Raw genomic sequence first — 21483 nt, 5'->3', positions numbered from 1 at the left:
ACGGCACCGTAGTGAGGGCAACCAGCCGCCATTAGGGCGTAATTGAGCCCCGGCCGGTTCGCCGTCGGCTGTGGATCGTGGGGACGGTCCCGGCGTGGCGCGCGGTGACGTGCGCAATGCGGTGCGCGCCACGCCGGGGGTAGCGGGCGGGCTCGCGGGCCCGGTGCTACGGAAATGGCCGGAAGGGTCAGTTCGGCTGGTTGGCGGCAACTGGCTTGCGAGGAGCCGTCGTTGGGTCGCTCTCCCGCGTCGTCGTGCTCTGTGTCTGTGCTCCGGCGGTCGCTTCGGCCTTCGCCTCGGCCGCGTACCTGTCGATGTACTCCTGCTCCGACAGTTTCATGATCGCGTACATGATCTGGTCCGTGACCGCCCGGAGCACCTCGCGGGACTCCTCCATCCCCGCGTACCGGGAGAAGTCCAGTGGTGCCCCGAAGCGGATCGTGAGCGGTGCCGGTCGGGGCAACCGTCGCCCGGCCGGCTGCGCTTCGAACGTGCCGATCACCGCGCAGGGGATCACGGGCGCGCCCGATTCGAGCGCCATCATGGCCACTCCGACCTTGCCCTTGTACATCCGTCCGTCGTGCGAGCGCGTCCCCTCCGGGAAGATGCCGAGCAACTCGCCCGAGCGCAGCACCTGTAGGCCGGCCTCGACCCCGGCCTGTCCCGCTTCCTTGCCCGAGCGGTCCACCGGGATCTGTCCGCAGCCGCGGAAGAAGCCGCGGGTCAGTGCGCCTTTGAGGCCCCGTCCGGTGAAGTACTCCTTCTTGCACAGGTAGGTGATCTTGCGTCGGGTCACCGTCACCGTCAGGAACTGATCACAGAACGACAGGTGGTTTCCCGCGATGACTGCCGGCCCTGTCTGCGGGATGTGCTCCATCCCCTCGACCCGCAGTCGGAAGAGCCAACGGAACAACGGCACCAACAGCACGGCCCTGACGAACGCGTAGAGCACCGCAGCGATTCCTCCCTCACTCCCCCGTGCCTGGCGAACCTTGTGCCGAGGCACGCTACTTGTTGGTAGGGATCACGGGGAGAGTGGCAAATGAGCCACGCCGCGCTGCCAGGCACCGCTCCGCGTATGGAACGCGTCAGGGCGGGGACGCCGCCGGATGTGACGTCCCCGCCCTGTCTGTGTTCCTGACAGCCCCGCCTTGCAGCACCTGTGAGACGCCTACGAGTTGTCTGTGACGTGCCCGCGAGGCGGTGCGGTGTCAGTGGTGCTGCTTAGCGGTCCTGCTTCTTCGGCAGACCGAACTCGTGGTGCCGGCCGTGGTGGTGCTTCGGGTGGTGCTTCTTGCACTCGTCCTTCTTCGGCTGCGGGCGACGGTGGTCGCGGAGGGCGAGCGGGTTCAGCTTGAGAAATGCCATAACTGGCTCCTTCTTTCTCGCGGCGCAGGATCTGCGCCGTGCTTTTCGTCGTTGCCGATTTCCAGCAACGAGAAGGACACTACAAGCCCTCCGCAAGGGAATTCGACCACGGTCACCGCGCACTCTGACCGGTTCACAGAAAAGCGCGTCGGTCGCATCGCTCTCACCAGGAAATATATGAGCAGGCTGTGCGTCGGAGTCGCGAACCTGTGAATCCACGAAGGCCCGGATGGGCACGTACATGGCCATGACCTGCATCAACATGACCACATCTCCCTCATGCGACCTTCACAGAAGACCGTCGAACGCACCCACTCCATGAGACTCGGTGAAACTTCATGAGAATTGCATTAACCAGGGAACTACTCTTTTATGGGTTATCGTCGGTGCCCTTATGCGCGACAACACTCTCCTCATTCCCCTGGTTTCCGGGCCGCGTCAGAAAACCTCGGGACGACGCTCGCGGGCCCGGCTTTCCGCGCGTGCCGCGTACCGCCGACTGTGGCCGTTGGCCCGCACCTGGCGTTGGCGACTGCTGCTCGTCCTGGCCGCCTCGCTCTTCGCCACCGCGTGCGAGGTGGGCACCATCCAGGTTTTCGACTACCTCACCGACCACGTTCTGGTGACGGGCGACTTCGGCCGGGTATGGGCGCCGGCCGGAGCGTGGTTGACGCTGTCCGTGGTGGGCAGTCTCGGCACCTTCGTCGCGAGCTACACCCAGAGTTGGGTCGGCGAGCACTTCCTGCGCCGGGTGCGGGACCGGCTCTTCCACCACGTCCAGCGGCTCTCCCCCGACTTCTTCGAAAGTCGGCCGACGGGCGACCTGGTCGAGCGACTGACCTCCGACGTGGACGAGTTGGAGCATCTGGTCGTGGGCACGCCAGTCACCGTGCTCACCGCGACCGCCAACGTCGTCTTCTTCGCGGGCGCGGCCCTCTACATCCGTTGGGACCTGGCACTGATCTGCTTCGCCGCCGCGCCGCTGTTCTGGCTGAGTACCAAGGCGTTCGCGGGGCGCATCCGGGTCGCCTCCCGTGCCGAGCGGGACAGCAACGGCGTGCTCACCTCGGTGTTGGCGGAGAGCATCGCCAACATGCCTTTGGTGCAGGCGTACAACCGCCAGCCGACCGAGAGCGCGAAGGTGCACCGGGAGAGCGTCAACTGGATGCACAGCGTCATTCGGCAGTACCGACTCTCCTACGCCTACCAGTCGTTGGCCTCCCTGGTGGAGACGGTCTGCGTGCTCGGCGTGGTGGCCGCGGGTGCCTGGGAGATCTCCGCCGGGCGGCTCAGTCTGGGCGGGCTGTTGGCACTGGCCGCCTACCTCGGTTATCTCTACCCGCAGATCCAGTCACTGGGTTCGCTCCAGATGGCGCTCGCCTCCGGCACCTCGGCGGCGGAGCGGGTCTTCGAAGTGCTCGATGTCGAGCCCACGGTGCGCGACCGGCACGACCCGCACGCCCTGCTCAGCGCCAGGCACCGCACGGACATCACGCCCGCCGCGCCCGGCCCCCGCCCGCGCGGGGTGGTCTCCTTCGAGCGGGTCGGCTTCCGCTACCCAGGCACCCGCCGCCCCATCCTGGACACCCTCACCTTCACCGCCTGGCCGGGCCAACTCGTCCTGGTGGACGGCCCGAGCGGGGCGGGCAAGTCCACCTTCGCCAAGCTCCTGTTGCGCCTGTACGACCCGACCGGCGGGACCATCCGCCTGGACGGGCTGGACATCGCGGAGTTGCCGCTGCCCGTCCTGCGTGACGCGGTCACCCTGGTTCCGCAGGAGACCATCGTGTTCGGCGGCAGCATCCGGGAGAACATCGCCTACGGCCGCCCCGGCGCCACCGAGCAGGAGATCCAACGCGCCGCGGAGGACGCCGACCTGGGTGGGTTCATCGCCAGTCTTCCGGACGCCTACGACACCGAAGTTGGCGCGAACGGGCGGTTGCTCTCCGGCGGACAACGCCAACGCCTGGCCATCGCCCGGGCCCTCGTCCGCGACACCCCGGTGCTGATCCTGGACGAGCCCACCACGGGGCTTGACGACGCGTCGGCACAGCGCGTGCTCGAACCCCTGCGGAGACTCGCCGCCGACCGGACCACCTTCCTGATCACCCACGACCGCCGACTGGCGGCCGAGGCGGATCTCGTCCTGCCCGTCACCCCCGCCTACGCCCCCAACTCCGCGTAGCGCAGTCAGCGCCCAGGCAAGAACTCGGGAACCCGGCCAAGGACTGCGCGCAGGGACCGTCCAGCCGCCCCGCCGACCTCGTGAGGGCTACTCGGGCAGCGAGCGGTCGTCGACGACGTCCTTCATGCCGAGGGTGGAGTTGAGCCGTTGGACCCCGGGCAGCCCGGCGAGCTGCTGGTCGAAGAGTTGCTGGAAGGCGGCCAGGTCGGTGGTGGCAACGCGCAGCAGGTAGTCGGGTTCGCCGAACAGGCGTTGGGCCTGGAGTACGTGCGGGACGGCGGTCACGCTGGCGCGACACCAACGCCCGCCACCCCGACGTACTCGCCGCCCAACGCAAGGAACGCGCCCGCACCCGCAGCGAAAGGGGCACGTGCCGGGGCGGACGCCCCCTCAACACCGCGGCCTGGCCAACCGCGAACAGCAGCCCCCGAACGCCGACGGGGCAAGTTCAGGAGAAGGACAGCGACAGGAGGCTGACTCAGGAGGCGAACGGCTCGATCTCCCCCGCGAAGACGATGACCTGGTCGATGAGGCTCCGTCGCAGATGGACGACATCCGTTCCCGCCAGGCGGGGGCCGCCGTCAGGCGTGGTGAAGACCCATTGGTACCGGGCCCATTCGCCAGGCATGTCCACCGCTGAGCAACGCACCATCGTGCCGGTCCCCGCCGGGTGGCGTCGGATGTCCAGCACGAACCGCTCGACCGCCCCGATGCCTTCGCTGCGACCCAACGGCCCCCAGAAGACCACGTCTGAGGTCAGGGCCTGGGAGAGCAGGGCAGTCACATAGCTGTCGTCCGAAGCGTTGAACGCGGAGATGAACGTGTCGATCGCGGATCGTGCGGTCTCTTCCTCCATGCCCCAGTAATACCAGCAGTTTCGCGTGCGCTCGACCCACGAGCCGCCTTCCGATCACGGTGAACCTTCCCGGTCACAGCACTACCAGCCGCTCTGCCGCAGTCGGAAGCCACCACGCCGTCGGAGGAACAGGCCAGGATGGCGCGGCCGTTCACCGTCCGGGGCCCGTCAGCCGGACACCGATGTCGGTGACGAAAAGCGTGTCAGATTCCCACCGAAACGGCTCACGGCGGGGCCTTCCTTGAGCAGGGAGACTGCCTCCGCGTCGTGGCGGTTCCTCGGGCGAACGGTCCAAGTCCCCGGCCAGTGCCACGGTTTGTACGAGATCTGGACGGCCGGCACGGTGCGGCAGGTTGCCGAACGAACACGCAATCCGCGGCCGGCGGCGCGCTCGACCCGGTCACCCGCACTCTCACGACCTCACCCCTTACTGCCACATATGGCACTGAAGTACCCATGTTCTCCCGTCAGTTGGGCGAGCCGTCCAGTGAATAGGAACTTTCAGTCAGTCTATTGTTTGGTGGCTTGAATTCATACATGCTGTCGCCCACTCCACCCCCTCACCCAAGAGATGCCGGGAGGCACGCATGCCAACGAACACGGCGGCGGCAGAGGAGAGTGCGGCAGAGGCTTCCCCAGGAGCCGGGCCCAAGGAGCCGCTCACCGGCTTCCACGTTCGGGTCACGGCCACCACCTTCGGGGCGAACTTCTCCGACGGCTACGCCCTGGGGATCATCGGTGCCGTCCTGCCCACGCTCAACACGACGATGCATCTGTCCGGAGTGTGCCAGGGGTTGCTCGGCGCCTCCGCACTGATCGGGCTGTTCTTCGGGAGCATCCTGCTCGGGCGGGTGGCAGACGTCATCGGGCGCCAGAAGCTGTACCTCTACAACTTCGTCCTGATCGCGATCGCCTCCGCGGCCCAGCTCTGGGCACACGACCCGCTGGTCCTCTTCCTGCTCCGGCTGGTGATCGGCTTCGGCCTGGGCGCGGACTACGCGGTGGGCCCGACGCTGCTCTCGGAGTTCGCCCCGCGGCGGCTGCGCGGCCTCCTGTTGGGCTCGCTCACCGTGCTGTGGACCGTCGGCTACGTCGCGGCGAACATCCTCGGCACCTACCTCCCGATCACCGACAACGCCGCGCACTGGCTGCTGGCCAGCGGCGCGCTGCCCGCCCTCCTGGTGCTGCTGCTGCGGATCGGCATCCCGGAGTCCCCGAGTTGGCTGGCCACCCGCGGTCGCGCTGCCGAAGCCGCGGAGATCCGCCGGAGGTACCTCGGCCAGGCCGACGCGACCGCCGAGTCCGCGCAGGCCGCGGCCGCCGAGCAGCCGCCCGCCGCCCGCTTCGGCCAGCTCTTCGCCCGTGGCCAGGCCACCAGGACCTGGTTCGGCGTCATCTTCTACAGCGCCCAGATACTGCCGTACTTCGCGATCTACACCTTCATGTCACAGATCCTCGGCACCCTGCACATATCCGATGCGGACACCCAGAACCTGGTCCTCAACGTAGCTCTGTTGCTGGGCGGCATCATCGGGCTGTGGCCGGTGCAGCGGATGGGCCGCCGGCCGTTCGCCATCGGCACCTTCGCGATCCTCACGGTCTGCCTGGCGACGATGGCGGTCCTCAGCGGCGCCTCCGGCTGGGCACTGATGGTCCCGTTCCTCATCTACACCTTCGTGATGGCCGGGGCGTCCAACATCACCCAGGTCTACCCGCCCGAGCTGTTCCCGACCGCACTGCGCGGCACAGGCGTCGGCTTCCTCAACGGCACCAGCCGGATCGCCTCGGCCGTGGGCACCTTCATCCTGCCGGTCAGTCTGACCCAGCTCGGCGTGGGCTGGTCCATGGGCTGGATGGCGCTGGTGTTGCTGCTCGGCACGGCCGTCAGCCTGGCCTGGGCACCGGAGACCCGCAACACCCTCACCGCCGAAGATTGGCAGCACTGATGACCAGCACGCGCCTCACCCTCAACGGGCACGCGCTCAGCGCCGCCCAGGTCTCCTCCGTCGCCCGAGGCCACGCCCGGCCCCTGCTCGACGCCAAGGCCCGCGAACAGGCCCGGGAGGCCCGCAAGACCGCCGAGCGGATCACCGCGCGTCGCCGGGTCTACGGCTACACCACCGGCGTCGGCGCCAACCGTACGGCGAGCGTGCCGGACTCCGCGGTGGAGACCTTCGGGATGCGGCTGTTGCGCAGCCACAGCGGCGGCGTCGGCCCGGTCGTGCCGGACGAACAGACCCGGGCCATGCTCACCGTTCGACTGAACCAACTGCTGCACGGCGGCTCGGCGATCGACGTCGCCGTACTGGACCGCCTCGCCGAGGCGCTCACCCACGGCCACCTGCCCACCCTGCACGCCCTGGGCGCGATCGGGACCGGGGACCTCTCCGCACTGGGCGAGCTCGGCCTCACCCTCGCCGGTGAGCTGCCCTGGCGCGGTGGTTCCGGTCCCGCTCCCGCACCACTCTCGCTGACCCACTGGGACGCGCTGCCGCTGATGTCCAGCGGCGCGCTGACCATCGGCCAATCCGCGCTCGCCACCACCGACTTGGGGCACCTGTTGCACCAGGTCCCGCTGGTTGCCGCGCTCACCCTGACAGCGGTGCGCGGCTCCACCGAGCCCTACGCCCAACATGTGCACGACGCCCGTCCGCATGCGGGCGCACAGCAGCTCGCGGCGCGGATGCGTGAACTGCTGGCCCCGGCGGACTGGCAATCGCCGCTGGTGCAGGACCCCTTCGGCCTGCGCTGCCTCCCCCAGGTACACGGCACGGCACTGGACGCCTGGTCCGCGCTGGACCAGGTGCTCTCCGTGGAGATCAACGCCGCCGTGGAGAACCCACTGCTCAACGCCGAAGCAGAGGACTACCACCACCACGGCGGCTTCCACCTGGCCCGGCTCGGACTGGCCCTCGACCAGCTCCGGTTGGGGCTCCTCGGCACCGCGGAACTCTCCACCACCCGGCTCGGAATCCTGGTCGAGCCAGCCTTCACCGGCCTACCGCCCTTCCTCGCCGCAGACGAGGACGGCAGCAGCGGCATCATGATCACCGAGTACGCCGCGCAGTCCGCCCTCGCCGAACTGCGCAGCGCGGCACAGCCGGTGACGCTCGGCCACGCGGTGATATCGCGCGGGGTGGAGGAGCATGCGAGCTTCGCCTCCACCGGCGCACGCCGATTGCTGGAGTCGGTGGAGCACTTCGGGCTCGTACTGGCCTGTGAACTCCTTGCGGCGGTCCGCGCGTTGCGGATGCGCGGCCTCGTCCCGGCGGGCGACGGCGAACTCCGCGACTTCCACGATCACGCGGCGCGCGTATTGGACCCGTCCGTCACCGACCGCAACCTCACCGCGGACGTCGAGGCCGCGGCCGCACTACTGGCCGGTGCCTGACACGTCTACCTGTGGCGAAACGAGCGCCGCTCCGCCCCCGGAATGGCGTCACCCGCCGCCCCGTAGATCGCTGATGACGCACCTGGAAGCGGCCGTCCACGTACGGAGAAACCGTTGACTCCCGCGCCGCGTCTGTACGTTGCGAGATCAAGGAGCGGCCACGCGCAACGCGTGCAGGACGCAGCCGAGGAGGAGATGCGGGGTCATAGGGCCAGCAATGGCGGCGGTATCCATCATGACATTCGGCTCGATGTTCGGAAGCGCGGGCGCCGGGGGCCTACGCAAGAGGCGATCGCTGCGGCGCAACGGGTCGCGGACGTCCGGCACCGTCATCCGGTCGGACCGGAGCTCCAGCAGCGAGGGGACGTCCTACCATCCGGGGCGGTTGACGAGTGGCCGCACTTTTTGACTGACGCCCAGCGCCTGCCGACCGAGCTCGAACTGCGGTGCGCTTCAACCGGGTTGGCGAAACCTGGATCGCGCAACCAGGGCTGCAAGGGAGTGAGCTGTGTACGCTGCGGCCCGCAAGCACCTGAGGTGCTTGCGGGCCGCAGGTGCCCACAGGCAAGCTTTCGTCATCCCCGGGAACGTTCGAGGCGGTGGCGGGCAGGCCGAGCATGAACCAGACGCCGGTGCCCGGCTGCGGGGAGTGCTCCTCGCAGCGGCAGTGGGGCTCGGGCGGACCGTGGACGGCCTGGTAGGCGAGGCTGGACAGCAGGTCCTTGTCGGCGAACCGGCCGGTGACCGCGGCTGTGCCGAGCACGCGGTCAACTTCTGCCGTGGAGTGCAGTTTTGACACGGCGACGGCCGCGGCGGCTTCGATTGGCGTATCCCTCGCCGTAGGACGGTTGCGTCCTCGGAAGTGGTGTACGGGCTCCCACCTGATCCGGGCGTTTGTCCCCGTGCCGGAATGAATGCCTGGATATGGGCACCGCCAAGCCCCACGTCGAGCACGTCTCCCCATCGATATAGCCATCAACGTCGTTATCTGCTGCGCCCGAAATGAGATGAGTCCTTATTCCCGCCGCGTGACCGCGCGCAGGTAGGCCTCGGTGAAGAGTTGGCAGGCCTCGGTCACGGGTGGGAGGTCGGCGCCCCGCACGGGTTCGAGGACGGGGCGCAGGAGGGTGTGGGTGACTATCGGGCCCAGTAGGAGCTGGACCAGGATCGGGAGTGGGAGCGCTCGTATCCGGCCCGACTCCACGTGTGGCAGCAGCAGCCGGGCAAGGCTGTCGTACAGGCGTGGGAGGTACGCCCGCATCGCTCGCGCGGCGGGCCCGTCCGGCCGGCTGAAGAGGTCCGCGAAGATCGTCGGGAGCACGCGCGGCTCGCGGTTGAACGCCGTGATCACGGCTTGGTAGAGCGCCTGCACGGTGTCCTCCAGGCGCTCCGGCGGATCGTTGGCCAGGGCCTCAAGGTCGGGCAAGGGGCCGTAGCGTTCGTAGACGGCACCGAGCAGGCCGTCCCGGCCGTCGAAGACCGTGTGCAGGCTGGGCAGCGAGCACGCGGCTCGCTCCGCGACGGCGTCCAGGGTCATGGCGCCGAGCCCCCGCTCGGCGGCGAGCTGCGCGGCTGCCTCGATCGCGCGCTCGCGGACCGGTCGACGGCCGCCGGGATCGACGCCTGCCCGTCGGACCGCCTCGTCCAGGGCGCCACGGGATCCCCCCAGCCGGCGCAGCAGTGTGCTGCGGGAGACGCCGGCCGCTGCGGCGATTGCCGTCAGTGGGACGTCCGCGACGTCCCGGCCGCGTTCTCTCGCCGCAGCCAGGGCGGCGGTCACCAGATCCTGTATCTGTTCGTGTCCCTGCATGTGGAACATGATACGCCTTGACATCTGAGACCGTTCCAAAGACTCTGTATATGAGAGTTCCAGTCGGAGTGAGGGGAGAGTGCCATGAGCGTCGTCATCTCCGGGGGTGGACCGGCCGGCGTGATGCTGGGCCTGCTGCTGGCGCGGGCCGGAATCGAGGTGACCGTGCTGGAGAAGCACGGGGACTTCCTGCGCGACTTCCGCGGCGACACCGTCCACGCGTCCACCGTGCGACTGATGGACGAGCTGGGCCTGGGGCAGAAGTTCGCCGCGCTGCCGCAGAGCAAGCTCGGCAACATGGCGGTGCCCACATCGGACGGCGGCCAGACGCGACTGACCGACTTCGAGGCCCTGCCCGCGCCTTACAACTACATCGCGATGATCCCGCAGTGGGACCTGCTCAACCTGCTCGCCCAAGAGGCCCGGCAAGAGGCCTCGTTCACCCTGCGGATGAACACCGCCGCGACCAGGCTGATCCGGGAGGGCGGCAAGGTCGTCGGCGTCCACTACCGCACTCAGGACGGCGAGGAGGGTGAGATCCGCGCCACCCTGACCGTCGCGGCCGACGGACGCCACTCCGCGCTACGCCAGGACGCCGGACTGGTACCTCAGGAATTCCCGGTCCCGTTCGACACCTGGTGGTTCCGGCTGCCCAGGCATGCCACGGAGCAAGCCCAGGAGCCCCAGTTGGTCCCCGCGTTCCGGGCCGGCGAGTTCGCGCTGAGCATCACCAGGAACGACTACTTCCAGATCGCCTACTTCACCGCGAAGGGATCCGACGCCCGTCTACGCACCGAAGGCATCGACGGCTTCCGGACACGGATCGCCGGCCTCATGCCGCAATATGCGGACCGGGTCGACCAGTTGCCGAGCATGGACGACGTCCACCTGCTCGACGTCCGACTCAACCGGCTTCCGCACTGGTACGCAGACGGCCTCCTGCTCATCGGCGACGCCGCCCACGCGATGTCCCCGGCCGGCGGAGTGGGCATCAACCTCGCCATCCAGGACGCGGTCGCGGCGGCCACACTGCTCGCCGAACCACTGCGCCAGGGCCGGCTGACCACCGCCGATCTCGCGAAGGTCCAGCGGCGACGGTGGCGGCCCATGGCGATCCTGCAGCGCATGCAACTGATGCTGCACGACGGGCTCTTCAACCCGGTCCTGACCGGACGCCGGCTCGGCCCACCCACCTCGCTGGTCCTCGCCACCCGGTACCTCCCCGGCTTCCGCCAACTCCCCTCCCGTCTCGTCGCGTTGGGACCACGCCCGGAGCACGCCCCGGCCTTCGCCCGACGCACCCCGACGGAGTCGGCCGCGGCGTAGCCGCCCGGGCCCGCCTGGCACTGGCGGGCCCGCTGCTGGGGCCCAAGACAGCCTCGTGGTTCACCCATGAAACCGGGCGGCACGCGAAGTGGTGGACAAAGAACGATGACGTCGCCGAAGCTGTGTCGACTGATCAGGAACGGCCTCGTTGGAGGAGTCGTGACCGAGCTTGCCCCACACGTTCCGCTCGGAGACTGGCCGACGCCTCTGGTGGCGGCGCCTCGCCTGGCTGCCGCGCTCGGCTTGGGGAAGAGCGATCTGTGGATCAAGCGGGACGACCTGATCGGGCTGGGGGCAGGGGGGAACAAGGTCCGCAAGCTTGAGTACACCGTCGGCGCCGCGCTATCTGCTGGAGCCGACACTCTGGTCACCATCGGGGCTCCGCAGTCCAACCACGCCAGGCTGACCGCCGCGGCCGGAGCCAAGCTCGGCCTGGACGTGGTGCTCGTGTTCCCAGGCCGGCCGGGCACATCCCGGTCTGGAAACCTGACCCTGGATGCGCTCTTCGGCGCCCGGGTCCACTGGAGCGGTGACGTCGGCCTGCCCCAACTCATCGAAGCCGCACAAGAGGTCGCCGAGCTACTGCAGCGCCGAGGGGCTCGTCCGGCGCTGATCCCGTTCGGGGGCTCCAACGCCACGGGGGCCCGGGGCTACCAGCGGGCGGGCCACGAACTCTTGGACCAAGTTCCCTCGCTGGACACGGCCGTTGTCGCGCTGGGGTCGGGCGGCACCATGGCAGGGCTGGTCGCCGCATTGGGTCCCGAGCGTGTACTGGGCGTCGACACCGGAGCCATGGCCGATCCCCGTGCCGCCGTCGCCGCCATGGCCCGTGAGCTCGCGACGACGGATGCCGAGCGGCTCCGCATCCGCACCGACCAGGTCGGCCCCGGCTACGGTCAGCTCACCGACTCCAGCGCCGCCGCGCTCGAACTCGCCGCCCGCACCGAGGGCATCGCACTCGACCCCATCTACACCGGGCGGGCCATGGCCGGGCTCATCGCCGCGGTCAAGGACGGCACCGTCGTCCCCGGGCACACGACCGTGTTCTGGCACACCGGCGGGCTGGCCGGACTCTTCGGCCACGCCGACACCGTCGACCACTTCGACCGCGCGCTGGCGGTCTTCCCCGTATAGCGCCCGCAGGCTGCCGCCTTACGCGGCTCAAAGTGCCGCCCGGCAATGGCGCTACGGATCTCGGAGCTGGAGCGCCTGCGCCGGCCACCGACCCGGACGACGGGCACCGGCATGGCGAAGGCATTGGGGCGGGTGGATGAGATCTCGGCCTTCCCACTGGGCCGGGTGAAGGTGGACAAGGTGCCGTCAAACCGGCTGACGACGCTGGCCCGGCTCGGGTTCGGTCGGGGCGAAGGCGCCGATCCTGGAGCGCACCCCCGAGCCGAAGCGCGCCGGGAAGGGCGGGCGGGTGTCGGTCATGGCGGAACCGTCCTTCACGGTGCGGAGGACCGGTCGGTCAGCGGCGGGTTGTCGGAGGCTGCGGCGACGGTGTCGGCCCGCAGCGGCAGGAGGCGGCCGGCCACCAGGTGCCGGGGGAGGAAATGGACGCGGCGGCCGGTGCGGTCGTCGTCGCCGGGGATGCCGGTGCGGGTCCATTCCAGGACTGCCCGGCCGGACAGGTGCAGGGTCCGTCCGGTGCCGAAGTCGCAGAAGATCAGCGCGGCCGTCGGATCGGCGTTGAGGTTGCCGAGGGTGTTGAACATGTTGTTGCCCTGGTAGTCGGGCCACCACAGGTGCCCGTCCTCGACGCGGACGAATCCCGGCGGTCCCCCGCGATGTGAGGCGTCGTTGCCGCGGGTGGGGTGGGTGGTGCCGACCAGGACGGTGTCGGACCGGCCGATCAGGTCGATGTCGTCCCGCGTGAGGATGTTTCCGTGTCGCACCGGCTCGGCGCCGTGCGCGCCGACGGGCGTGGCGTGGAGGTACCGGCGCTGGATGTACTGGGGGCAGTTTCCGTACGCCTGCTCCACTTCGATGCGCAGCCCGTCACGGCTGACGGCGGACAGGATGCCGTTGAGCCGCACCCGTCGGCGGGTAGCGAATTCGACCACGATCAGCCCGACCGGCTGGTGGGCCGCCAGGTGCTGAAGCGGATCGCCCACGGCGGGCAGGGCTCGCACATCGAGTGCGGTCGGCGAGGCGACCTGGAGGAATCCGGGCGGGCCGGCGAGCGGGGAGATCCACAGCGCGCCGTCGCCGTCGCGGGCGGTGACCGCCGCGAAACTCCTCTCCGCCAGGAACCGGCTCACGCCGCCGTGCAGCCGGGCGGGGGCCAGCATGCCCGTGAGGCGGGCCGCGTCCCGTGCAACGCCCGCCCGGCGCTGCACGGCCAGCTCCCCCTCGTGGAAGCCCGCGGGAGCGTTGCGTACCGGGTTCGTCATGGTGCTCCTTCCACAGCTGCCGGAGACGTGCCGCCGATGGATGGTCGGGGTTGTGGCCGCCGGTCCGGCCCCTGGTCGGGGGTGGGGCCGGGCCGACGGAGCGGGCTCGGCCCGGGTCAGACCGCAGCGTGCAGCGGAACCACGGGCCAGTCGTTGTCGACCTTGGCGAGGGTGTTGAAGTAGTTGGTCAGGACGTTCAGGGCCAGGTGGCCGACGACCTCGCCGATCTCCTCGTCGGTGGCCCCCGCGTCCCGGGCGGCCTGCAGGACGGTGTCGTCCACCTGTCCCCGGCCGCGGGCGACGGCATCGGAGAGGGTCAGCAGCGCCTGGATGCGCGGGTCGGACGACTTGGCGTCGCGGGCCGCCTCCAGCTCGGGGGTGTCGACCTTGGCGAGGTTGGCGCCGATGTAGGTGTGCGCGGACAGGCAGTACTCGCACCCGTTGTACTCGGCGGTGGCCACCGCGAGGCGCTCGCGCACCGGGGCGGGCAACGCGCCGCCGGACAGGGCGCCGCTCAGGGCCAGGTAGCCCTTGAGCAGGGCGGGGCTGTTGGCCATCGCCTTGGTCATGTTCGGTGTCAGGCCGAGGGTCTTCTGCACGTCGGCCAGCAGTTCGGCGGCCTTGCCGGTGGCGGTGGCGGGCTCGACGGGGGCGAATCCGGTCATGAGAGCAGCACTCCTTCGACTCGTCCAGTTCTGACGCTTGGGTGCGGCAGTAACCGTTAGAGCCACCATGACACTCGCCATTCACCCTGTCAACGGATAGATGAGCCTGCAACCGTTAGAAGTGCGGTAGCCTCGGCGGCATGGACACCACCGCCCCCCTGCTCGGCGAGCCGCTACCCGTGGAGCTGATGAACACCATCTGGGCCGACCGGGACGGCGTGCATGACGCACTGCGCGACCCCGACGGCACCCGGGCCTGGCTGCGTGCCGTCTCCACCCGTACCGACCTGATAACAGCGGGCGATCTCGACGCCCTCAGCACGCCCGACCTCGACCGCCTCCGTGGACGACTGATCGGCCTGCGCGACGCGTTGCGCAGGCTCGCCGCCGAGGCCACCGGGGACCCCCGCCCGGCAGTTGGGTCCGGCACCCGTGAACTCGACGAAGCCGTAACCGTGCTGAACGAGGCCGCAGGCGACACCCCGCACTGGTTGGTGCTGTCCTGGACGCCCGGCCAGGAGCCGTCGCGTCACGCCCGAAGCGGTGGACAGGCGGCCTCCGCCGCCGTCTCCGCCATCGCCGGGGAAGCCATCGCGCTGTTCAGCCAGGACATCCGTCGCCAACTGCGAGCATGCCTGGCACCGGGGTGTGTTCTCTACTTCCTCAAGTCTCATCCCCGCCGGGAATGGTGCTCCGCAGGCTGCGGCAATCGCGCCCGCTCCGCCCGCCACTACCAGCGGCACCGCCAAAGTGCCGTCTGACACCCGCCGCCGCCCCGCCGGGACCGGCACCGACTGCAGACGGCGCCAAAAGCTCCCCGCTACGCGAACGCCGCACTCGTTCCACGGCCAGCCGAACCTCGAACCGCGCCACGTCCACCTTCGCACCCGCGGGGGCGACTTGAGTGATCGCGTTCCCGTCGAAGCTCATGTCGTAGCGTCCGGTGAGCAGTTCGCTGCCGTCGAAGACCGCGACGCCGGTGAGAGTGGTGACGGCGGGGTCGGGCATCAGGCGCCCCGTAGCCAGGTCAGGGCGGACTGCTTGATCTCCCGTTCCAGTTCGCTGCCTTTGGTGGGGAAGGCACGGCGCACCGCATATCCGCTCTCCTGGAGCAGGTAGGCCAGGGCCGCGTATTCACGCGGGTACGCGGCGATGACCTCACGGTCGATGTCCACGATGCCTGTGGGAAAGGTGAAGGAGGCGAAGTCGTAGACGCTCTTGCGGTCAACGATGCGCCATACCCCGTCCCGGCGCTCCAGTTGGTCGATGAACCGGTTGTGGCAGTTGCAGCCCAGGCCGATTCGGATGTTCTCGCCGATGATGACCGCGTTGGTCTCGCTGACCGCGCGCGTCCCGTCGGCGGAGAAGGTCACTACCGGGGCGGTGATCAGGTGCTTGGAGCGGAGGTCGGAGGCACTCATCTTCGCGGAGGCGTCGACGAATTCGTGGGCCGGGCCCTCGAACCAGGTGATCGCGATCCGCGCGTCCGGATGGAACAGGTCCCGGAGCCGGTCCCAGGCACCGAGGTCGCGATGGATCCAGCCGGTCATGAGGTCGGCAATGTCCTGACGGTCCTGCAGTGTTGCTGCCATGGCTCCAGCCTCCACCGCCGTGATTGATCTGTGCAACAGGTTGAGCGGGGCTCACTCTCGCGAAGGTCGGCGTCGACGTCGACGCGGCCGCCACCGGCGCAGGGCCCCGCCGCGACGCTGCTCATCAGCACCGTGGCCAGCCTGTACCCGGCGGTCCACTCCTCCCGCCTGTCCCCCACGTTGGCGTCGCACGCCACCCGATCCCCGCGACTGCGACTCCGCGCAGATCGGTCACCGGCGCTCGTGCTCCCGACCCCCGTTGGGTGTGCCCCTGGCACTCATCCACGAACAAAAGGATCCCAGGTGGCCGTCTTCACCCACCCGACCATCGACACCAAGCCCCACCAGGAATGATCTTGGTGGAGTCAAAGCAGAGTCGGACACCGACAGGCGCCTGGCGCGACAACCACTGGATCATCAACGGCAGTTCTCGCATCGCCGTTCCGGATCCCCTATCCGCATATCGGATATCACGCCACGTCAATCGTGCAGCAGGCGAACCGAACCATCTCGACTGCGCAACGCCTGGGCATGACGCACGCGTCCCAGGCACCCCATCAGGCAATCAATTCACTGTCGCTCTTTCTCTTTGAGATCACCATCCCTTGAACACCCAGGGACTTTCGCGGATCCCGATGAATGTCAGGGATTGCTGGTTGCGGCGAGACTTCGGCGGCTAGGATATCGCGCGCTGCTCGCGCTGGCGGTCGGCGAGGCTGGCAGTGGGGGCGAAGGCACCGTGATTGAGCTGCAAAAACGCGCAACCGCAACTCAGGGCAGTCCTGCCCGCAGCGGCCGCGAACGCGCGTTCGCTTTTCCTGGTGCTTGCAGCGCTTGCAGCTCGCCGGCAATACCCTTCGGCGATCACCACAAAGCGGCCCACGTAACAGCAGTTGACCCGTTTCCTTTCCGCGGCGCCCGCGACCAGCGTGTGAACATGCGGCGAGAAGCGGGGCCTTCGTTTTGACGACGAGAGAAATGTGGAGTGTGATGCGGTGAACCAAGTCGGCAGAGACTCGCGCCGGTTGGCCTGGAGGCCCGTGGAACCGCTGGCGCGCATCGGGATATCTGTGCTTTTACTGGCGGGCGGCACCGTGGGAGCGATGGCCGCACCGGCCGCCGCTTCAACCACCGACGGCACGCTGACGGTTGAGGTGCTGCGCGACTTCTTCGGAACCGGCGTGATCAACACGACGATGGACGTGCCGCAGCGGGGCATGAAGGTGAAGGTCACCGACCCCGCCGGGCACGAGGTCACGGCCGTCACGGATGCCACGGGAAAGGTCGTGGTGTCGCGGTCGACCGTGCTGAGCGGCGGTCGATACCGCGTCGACGTCAGTGTCCCGGCACCGTACAGCGGTTATCTGCGGGCGGCGCCTGCGTCGACGGCCGGGAACCACTTCGACAGCTTCACGTCGTTCGTGGACGTGTCGGGCGGAAAGAACGCCTCAGTGGTGACGGGGGTGTGGAATCCGGCTGACTACACGCTGCCGGACTCGCGGTATTTCGTGCCCGTTCAAAACGGCGCCAAGGGGACCGACACCCGGGCGTTGGTGGCGTTCGGGACGAAGGTCCGAGGCACCTGTCCCACCGATGTGTCGTGCCCGGCCACGCTGGACACCCAGGCCCAGGTGGGGACGACGTTCGGGTTAACGTACGACAAGTACCGGAGCCGGCTGTTCCAGAGCGCGTTCGCCCGCCGGTTCGCCCCGTACGGGCCCGAGGGCGCCGGTGCGATCTACACGGTGCCGGTCAGCGGTTCGGGGGCGCCAAGGCTGTTCGCGCAGGTGCCGAACGCTTCGGTGACGCCGCACGACACCGCCAACATGATCAAGGATCCCGGGTTCACCAACGCACCGGGCAAGGAGAGCATCGGCGGCCTGGCCCTGTCCGAGGACGGCTCCACGCTGTACACGGTGAACCTGCTGACCCGCAGCCTGGTGAGCTTCGAAGCGACAGGGGCCACCGCTTCGGCGCCCGAGGCGACGGTGCGGATCCCGGACCCGGGGTGCGCGAAACCCAGCGACTGGCGGCCGTTCGGTGTTGCCGCCCACGACAACACGCTGTACGTCGGCGGCGTGTGCAACGCGGAGAGCACGCAGCAGCGCGCGGATCTCAAAGCCGTTGTCTACACCTACGACGGCAAGCGGTTCACCAAGGTGCTCGCCCACTCTCTGACCGGTAAGCGCGGCACGGTCTTCGTCGGCGCCGGCAACGTCGACCAGGCCACCCACTGGAACCCGTGGAACACCTCTCTGGCCACGTGGGACGAACGCAAGGTGGGCGGCGCCTTCATCGATCCGCAGCCGGAGCTCGCCTCCCTCGCCTTCGCCCGCGACGGTTCGATGATTCTGGGTTTCCGCGACCGGTTCATGGACGTGCTCAGCGCGAAGGGGCTGGACCCCCGCCCGACGAGCATCGAGCCGGAACTCGGCATGTCCGGCGGTGGCATCGCCATGGCCTGCGCCAGTCCCACCGGTGGATACGCGTGGGAAGGCACCGGAAACTGCCCCAACCACGCCGACCCCGCCACCGACGGCGGCAAGGACAAGAGCGTCGTCGAATACTTCCCGGGGGGCTTCTTCGCGGGCGGACACCAGGAGACCGCGCTGGGCTCGGTGGCCTACATTCCGCAGCAACAGTGGGTCGTGAGCACGGAGTTCGACCCGACCGTCAACATCGAGACCGCCGGGACCGGCTACTACGACATCACGACCGGTCGGGGCCCGGGCAACAACCCGACCGCCAACGCCTACCAGTTCGTCGGACAGGAACAGAACGGCTTCGGCAAGGCCGGCGGGCTCGGTGACATCGCGTACGCGGCGGCGAACGCACCGGTCCAGATCGGGAACCTCGTGTGGTTCGACGGCGACCACGACGGGATCCAGGACCCGGGCAAACCGCTGCTGCCTGGAGCGACGATCAACCTGCTGGACGCCGACGGCAAGAAGGTCGCCACGACCAAGACCGATGCCGCCGGCGAGTACTACTTCGGTGGCGTCGGCGCCGCGTACCAGCTCACGCCCGGTGCGAAGTACACGGTGCAGTTCGACGTCTGTACCGCGGACACCAGCAAGGTGCCGGGTCAACCCGCGGCGAGCGAACTGCGGTTCACGCGCCCGCATGTCGGTAGCGACCGGGCTCATGACTCCAATGTGATCCCACCGACCACCGGGCGGTTGTGCAACGGTTACGCGCCGGTCACCGCACCGGACAAGCCGGGAGGGGTCGATCACACCATCGACGCCGGGGTGTACGTCCCGAAGGCAACACCGACGCCTACCCCGACACCGACGCCCTCCCCGACTTCGCCACCGGCCTCGACGCCGCCGTCACCTGCGCCGCCCGCCAACCCGGCCCCGGCCGGCGGGAGGACGGGTTCACTGGCGCACACCGGTATGACGGGGCTGCCGGGGGCGATCGCCCTCGTCGGTCTGCTGGTGGGTGCGGGCCTGGCCATCGTGTTCATGAGCCGGAAGCACCGCTCCCAGAAACACTGAAACGAACCGAACAACAGTGATCTGCCCGCCCGCGATCCGGATGGCGCGGTCGGGCGGATCACGTCTCGGCCGGTCCACGAGGGCCGGCCTTGGCGTCGTTCTGTCGCTGGACCGTCGAGTGTCGCCGTGACCGCAACTGCCCTGCGGCAGAGCGCAGTTGGAGAGGGTGGAACAGCAGAGTGTCAGCGTCGAGCCGCGTGCGGAGCGTGAGAATCCAGCAAGCTCAACCAGGCGGTGCTGCCAACCGACGCCGTTGGCTGCGGCCAGGCTGGGTGGCAGTCGTCATCGGTGCTGTGGCCGTCGGTGCGGCCGTGTTCCTGGTCGTCGGCGGCGGCTCCGGGCCCAACGGTCCGCGCGCGCTGACTTCGGACGAGGTGAACCGACTGGCGATCACGAGGTTCCGCAACTACCAGGCGCACGGCCGCGCGGTGACGATCCGCGTGCCGAGCGCGACCGGCGGGCTGTCGATCGCCGGGTCCGTCGACTACCGCGCCAACGTCGGCTACGGGGTGGTGCACGGCACGGGGCGCGATACGTCCAGTGACGGGCTGATCCAGTGGAAGGCCGGCACCGTGCTCGTGCACCCCATGGCCAACACTCCGGCGGTGGCGCCGGCATCGCCCCCCGCGTCTGGTTGGTACGGTCGTCCGTCGCAACCGTCCGGCAGTGCGCTGGACAGCGCGCTGGCCATCGCGCTCGGGCTCGGCAGCAACCGGCCGGACAACGCCGAGCTGCTGCCCCAGAACGGCGCGGCCTGGGCCGGTGAGGGCCAGTTGCGCGGCCGTGGCGTGGACATCATGCTCGGGCCGCACACCGGCGCCGGCGCCGGTACGTCGGGCACCGTGCGCTACTGGATCGGCCCGGACGGCACCATGTACCGGGTTCAGGCCGGTGTGGCCTCCGAACCGCAGCCGGTCGTCATCGACTTCGACACCCAGAAGTACGCACCGGTGCGGCCGCTGCCGGGAGTTGCTCCCCCGCCGTAGCCGCCGCTTGGCGCGGGGCGCCGCGCTCAGGGCGTCTGCACCCGGGCGTGGTCGGCGAGCAGTAACCTCGTCGGCAGCGGGATGCCTGCGGTGTCCGGTAGGGCTGGAACGGCGGGCACGGTGGTGGCGCCGGTGGCGGTGGCCTTCGGGAACTGCGGCTGTGGGCCGGGCGCGGCCACTTCGGTGAAGGGGATGCCGCCGGGCGCCTTCGGCGCCGTCCATGTGCCGGACGGGGTAGGCGAGTTGGCGGAAGCCGGGCAGGGCGCGGTCGTCGCGAGCTGGGCGGGCGCGGTGGTTCCCAGCTTGTTGCCTTGTAGGCAGTTGCCCTTTCCTCGTGTGGCGCCGGGGAAGGTCCAGCCGATGTCGAGGCCGTTGGCGGCGAAGAGGTTGTCCACGACCTGGTTGCCGTTCGGCGGGATGTCGGCCCTCGCGGTGATCTCCAGCCCGGCGTTGACGTTGTCGGAGATCCGGTTGCGGATGAAGCGGTTGTCGCTGCCGCCGTCGACGCCGATGCCGATGCCCCACCCGCCGTCCGCCTGCTCCGGGGTGGCCTTCTGCTGGTTGGCCGCGATCAGGTTGCCGACGACCACGGCACCCCGCTGCGGCAACAGCTTCTCCTGGTGGTCGGAGTTGGTGGTGAGGCCGACCCGGTTGCCGACGAAGCGGTTGCCGACCACGTACATGTCGTTGCTGGCGTTGGTGCCCTCGTAACCAACGGCGTTGAGTTCGGCGACGTTGTCCCGCACCACGATGTGACACGGTTTGCACTGCCCGACGTAGATGCCCGAGTCGGCGCCGCCGGAGGTGTACGTGTGCTCGATGACGCCGTTCTGCGCGGAGAACGCGTAGATGCCGTACAGGCCGTTCCGGGTCGCGGTCACGTACGAGACCAGGAACGACTTCAGGAAGGTGGCGGGCTCGTCGCCGGTGTCGTAGCCCCCGGAACGCCCCGGCAGCCCGGCGGCGACCTTCGCCGAACCGGTGACCAGGACCCCGTTCTGGGTGTTGTTCTGCACGGTCAGGTTCTCCACGGCCACCCCGGGTGCCGCGACGACCACGCCGTTCGGCTGCTGCAACCGCCCGTCGATGACGACCTTTTCCCGGGACGCGCCGCGGAGGGTGAGGCGAGGCGTGTTGATCTTCACCGACTCGTGGTACACGCCCGCAGCGACCAGCACCAGATCACCGGGCCGGGCCAACGACACCGCATCCGAGATCGTCGGGGCATCGGCAGGTACCCGGATCGTCACGTGCGCACCGGCCGGTCGCCGGCCATGGCCCGATCCCCCGGCGCCACCACTACAGCCGACCGCAAGTGCCAGTGTGCCCAGTACCGCCGCCAACGCGCGAAGAGCTGATCGAGGCATGATCCCAGTCTGGCATGTCGCCCAATTCCCCGCCAGAATCC

Annotated in this window: 16 protein-coding genes and 2 pseudogenes; 9 read left to right on the top strand and 9 right to left on the bottom strand. The window is 69.1% G+C overall.

Annotated elements, in window-relative coordinates:
* Positions 1-187: 187 nt before the first annotated feature.
* Both ACIQU6_RS20260 and ACIQU6_RS20255 read right to left on the bottom strand, forming a co-directional pair.
* A complete protein-coding gene (locus ACIQU6_RS20260; protein ID WP_403483021.1) occupies positions 188-952 on the bottom strand; it encodes a lysophospholipid acyltransferase family protein in 765 nt (254 codons plus the stop codon).
* Positions 953-1224: 272 nt separating this feature from the next.
* A complete protein-coding gene (locus tag ACIQU6_RS20255; protein ID WP_403483020.1) occupies positions 1225-1368 on the bottom strand; it encodes a hypothetical protein in 144 nt (47 codons plus the stop codon).
* A 508-nt stretch (positions 1369-1876) separates the two neighbouring features.
* Here ACIQU6_RS20255 and ACIQU6_RS20250 point away from each other — a divergent pair.
* Positions 1877-3553 carry an ABC transporter ATP-binding protein gene (locus ACIQU6_RS20250; RefSeq protein WP_403483019.1) on the top strand — a complete coding sequence of 559 codons (1677 nt, stop codon included), beginning with the start codon at positions 1877-1879 and terminating at the stop codon, positions 3551-3553.
* Between the two features lie 87 nt (positions 3554-3640).
* Here ACIQU6_RS20250 and ACIQU6_RS20245 read toward each other — a convergent pair.
* A pseudogene (locus ACIQU6_RS20245) lies at positions 3641-3841 on the bottom strand (Lrp/AsnC ligand binding domain-containing protein); the annotation flags it as partial.
* Between ACIQU6_RS20245 and ACIQU6_RS20240 the strand changes: the two are divergent.
* Positions 3838-3957 (top strand): annotated as a pseudogene (locus ACIQU6_RS20240) (IS630 family transposase); the annotation flags it as partial. The pseudogenes ACIQU6_RS20245 and ACIQU6_RS20240 overlap by 4 nt on opposite strands.
* Before the next feature lie 74 nt (positions 3958-4031).
* Here ACIQU6_RS20240 and ACIQU6_RS20235 read toward each other — a convergent pair.
* The gene (locus tag ACIQU6_RS20235; protein ID WP_403483018.1) at positions 4032-4409 is read right to left on the bottom strand and encodes a nuclear transport factor 2 family protein; all 378 of its coding nucleotides are present in this window, start codon (positions 4407-4409) and stop codon (positions 4032-4034) included.
* Between the two features lie 587 nt (positions 4410-4996).
* Between ACIQU6_RS20235 and ACIQU6_RS20230 the strand changes: the two genes are divergently transcribed.
* Together ACIQU6_RS20230 and ACIQU6_RS20225 are read left to right on the top strand one after the other, a co-directional pair.
* On the top strand, positions 4997-6355 hold the full coding sequence (locus ACIQU6_RS20230; protein WP_403483017.1) for an MFS transporter: 1359 nt from the start codon (positions 4997-4999) through the stop codon (positions 6353-6355).
* Positions 6355-7800, top strand: a complete 1446-nt coding sequence (locus tag ACIQU6_RS20225; protein ID WP_403483016.1) for an aromatic amino acid ammonia-lyase — start codon at positions 6355-6357, stop codon at positions 7798-7800. Before ACIQU6_RS20230 ends, ACIQU6_RS20225 begins: the two co-directional genes overlap by 1 nt.
* 1015 nt (positions 7801-8815) lie before the next feature.
* On the opposite strand, the gene ACIQU6_RS20220 is transcribed toward ACIQU6_RS20225, so the two are convergent.
* Entirely contained in the window at positions 8816-9610 is a 795-nt protein-coding gene (locus ACIQU6_RS20220) for a TetR/AcrR family transcriptional regulator (RefSeq protein WP_403483015.1), read from the bottom strand.
* A gap of 84 nt (positions 9611-9694) precedes the next feature.
* Between ACIQU6_RS20220 and ACIQU6_RS20215 the strand changes: the two genes are divergently transcribed.
* Complete coding sequence (locus ACIQU6_RS20215; protein ID WP_403483014.1) at positions 9695-10936, top strand: FAD-dependent oxidoreductase; 1242 nt, start codon at positions 9695-9697, stop codon at positions 10934-10936.
* A gap of 159 nt (positions 10937-11095) precedes the next feature.
* Positions 11096-12070: a D-cysteine desulfhydrase family protein gene (locus ACIQU6_RS20210; RefSeq protein ID WP_403483013.1), complete on the top strand. Its 975-nt coding sequence runs from the start codon at positions 11096-11098 to the stop codon at positions 12068-12070.
* Positions 12071-12384: 314 nt separating this feature from the next.
* Here the strand turns inward: ACIQU6_RS20210 and ACIQU6_RS20205 are convergent, their stop codons facing one another.
* Together ACIQU6_RS20205 and ACIQU6_RS20200 are read right to left on the bottom strand one after the other, a co-directional pair.
* Positions 12385-13332, bottom strand: coding sequence for a pyridoxamine 5'-phosphate oxidase family protein (locus tag ACIQU6_RS20205; RefSeq protein ID WP_403483012.1), 948 nt, complete (start codon positions 13330-13332; stop codon positions 12385-12387).
* 116 nt (positions 13333-13448) lie between these two features.
* A complete protein-coding gene (locus ACIQU6_RS20200) occupies positions 13449-13997 on the bottom strand; it encodes a carboxymuconolactone decarboxylase family protein (protein ID WP_403483011.1) in 549 nt (182 codons plus the stop codon).
* A gap of 140 nt (positions 13998-14137) precedes the next feature.
* On the opposite strand from ACIQU6_RS20200, the gene ACIQU6_RS20195 reads away from it, so the two are divergent.
* Positions 14138-14758 carry a CGNR zinc finger domain-containing protein gene (locus ACIQU6_RS20195; protein WP_403483010.1) on the top strand — a complete coding sequence of 207 codons (621 nt, stop codon included), beginning with the start codon at positions 14138-14140 and terminating at the stop codon, positions 14756-14758.
* Positions 14759-15004: 246 nt separating this feature from the next.
* Here ACIQU6_RS20195 and ACIQU6_RS20190 read toward each other — a convergent pair whose 3' ends face one another.
* Entirely contained in the window at positions 15005-15589 is a 585-nt protein-coding gene (locus ACIQU6_RS20190; protein WP_403483009.1) for a nuclear transport factor 2 family protein, read from the bottom strand.
* 1103 nt (positions 15590-16692) lie between these two features.
* Here ACIQU6_RS20190 and ACIQU6_RS20185 point away from each other — a divergent pair.
* Complete coding sequence (locus ACIQU6_RS20185) at positions 16693-19089, top strand: SdrD B-like domain-containing protein (RefSeq protein ID WP_403483061.1); 2397 nt, start codon at positions 16693-16695, stop codon at positions 19087-19089.
* Positions 19090-19361: 272 nt separating this feature from the next.
* Complete coding sequence (locus ACIQU6_RS20180) at positions 19362-20075, top strand: hypothetical protein (protein ID WP_403483008.1); 714 nt, start codon at positions 19362-19364, stop codon at positions 20073-20075.
* Between the two features lie 26 nt (positions 20076-20101).
* Here ACIQU6_RS20180 and ACIQU6_RS20175 read toward each other — a convergent pair whose 3' ends face one another.
* The gene (locus ACIQU6_RS20175) at positions 20102-21442 is read right to left on the bottom strand and encodes a right-handed parallel beta-helix repeat-containing protein (protein WP_403483007.1); all 1341 of its coding nucleotides are present in this window, start codon (positions 21440-21442) and stop codon (positions 20102-20104) included.
* Between the last annotated feature and the right edge of the window lie 41 nt (positions 21443-21483).

The organism is Streptomyces sp. NPDC090442 (assembly GCF_044769405.1).
Classification (GTDB): domain Bacteria; phylum Actinomycetota; class Actinomycetes; order Streptomycetales; family Streptomycetaceae; genus Streptomyces.
This window is presented reverse-complemented; position numbering and strand designations above follow the sequence as displayed.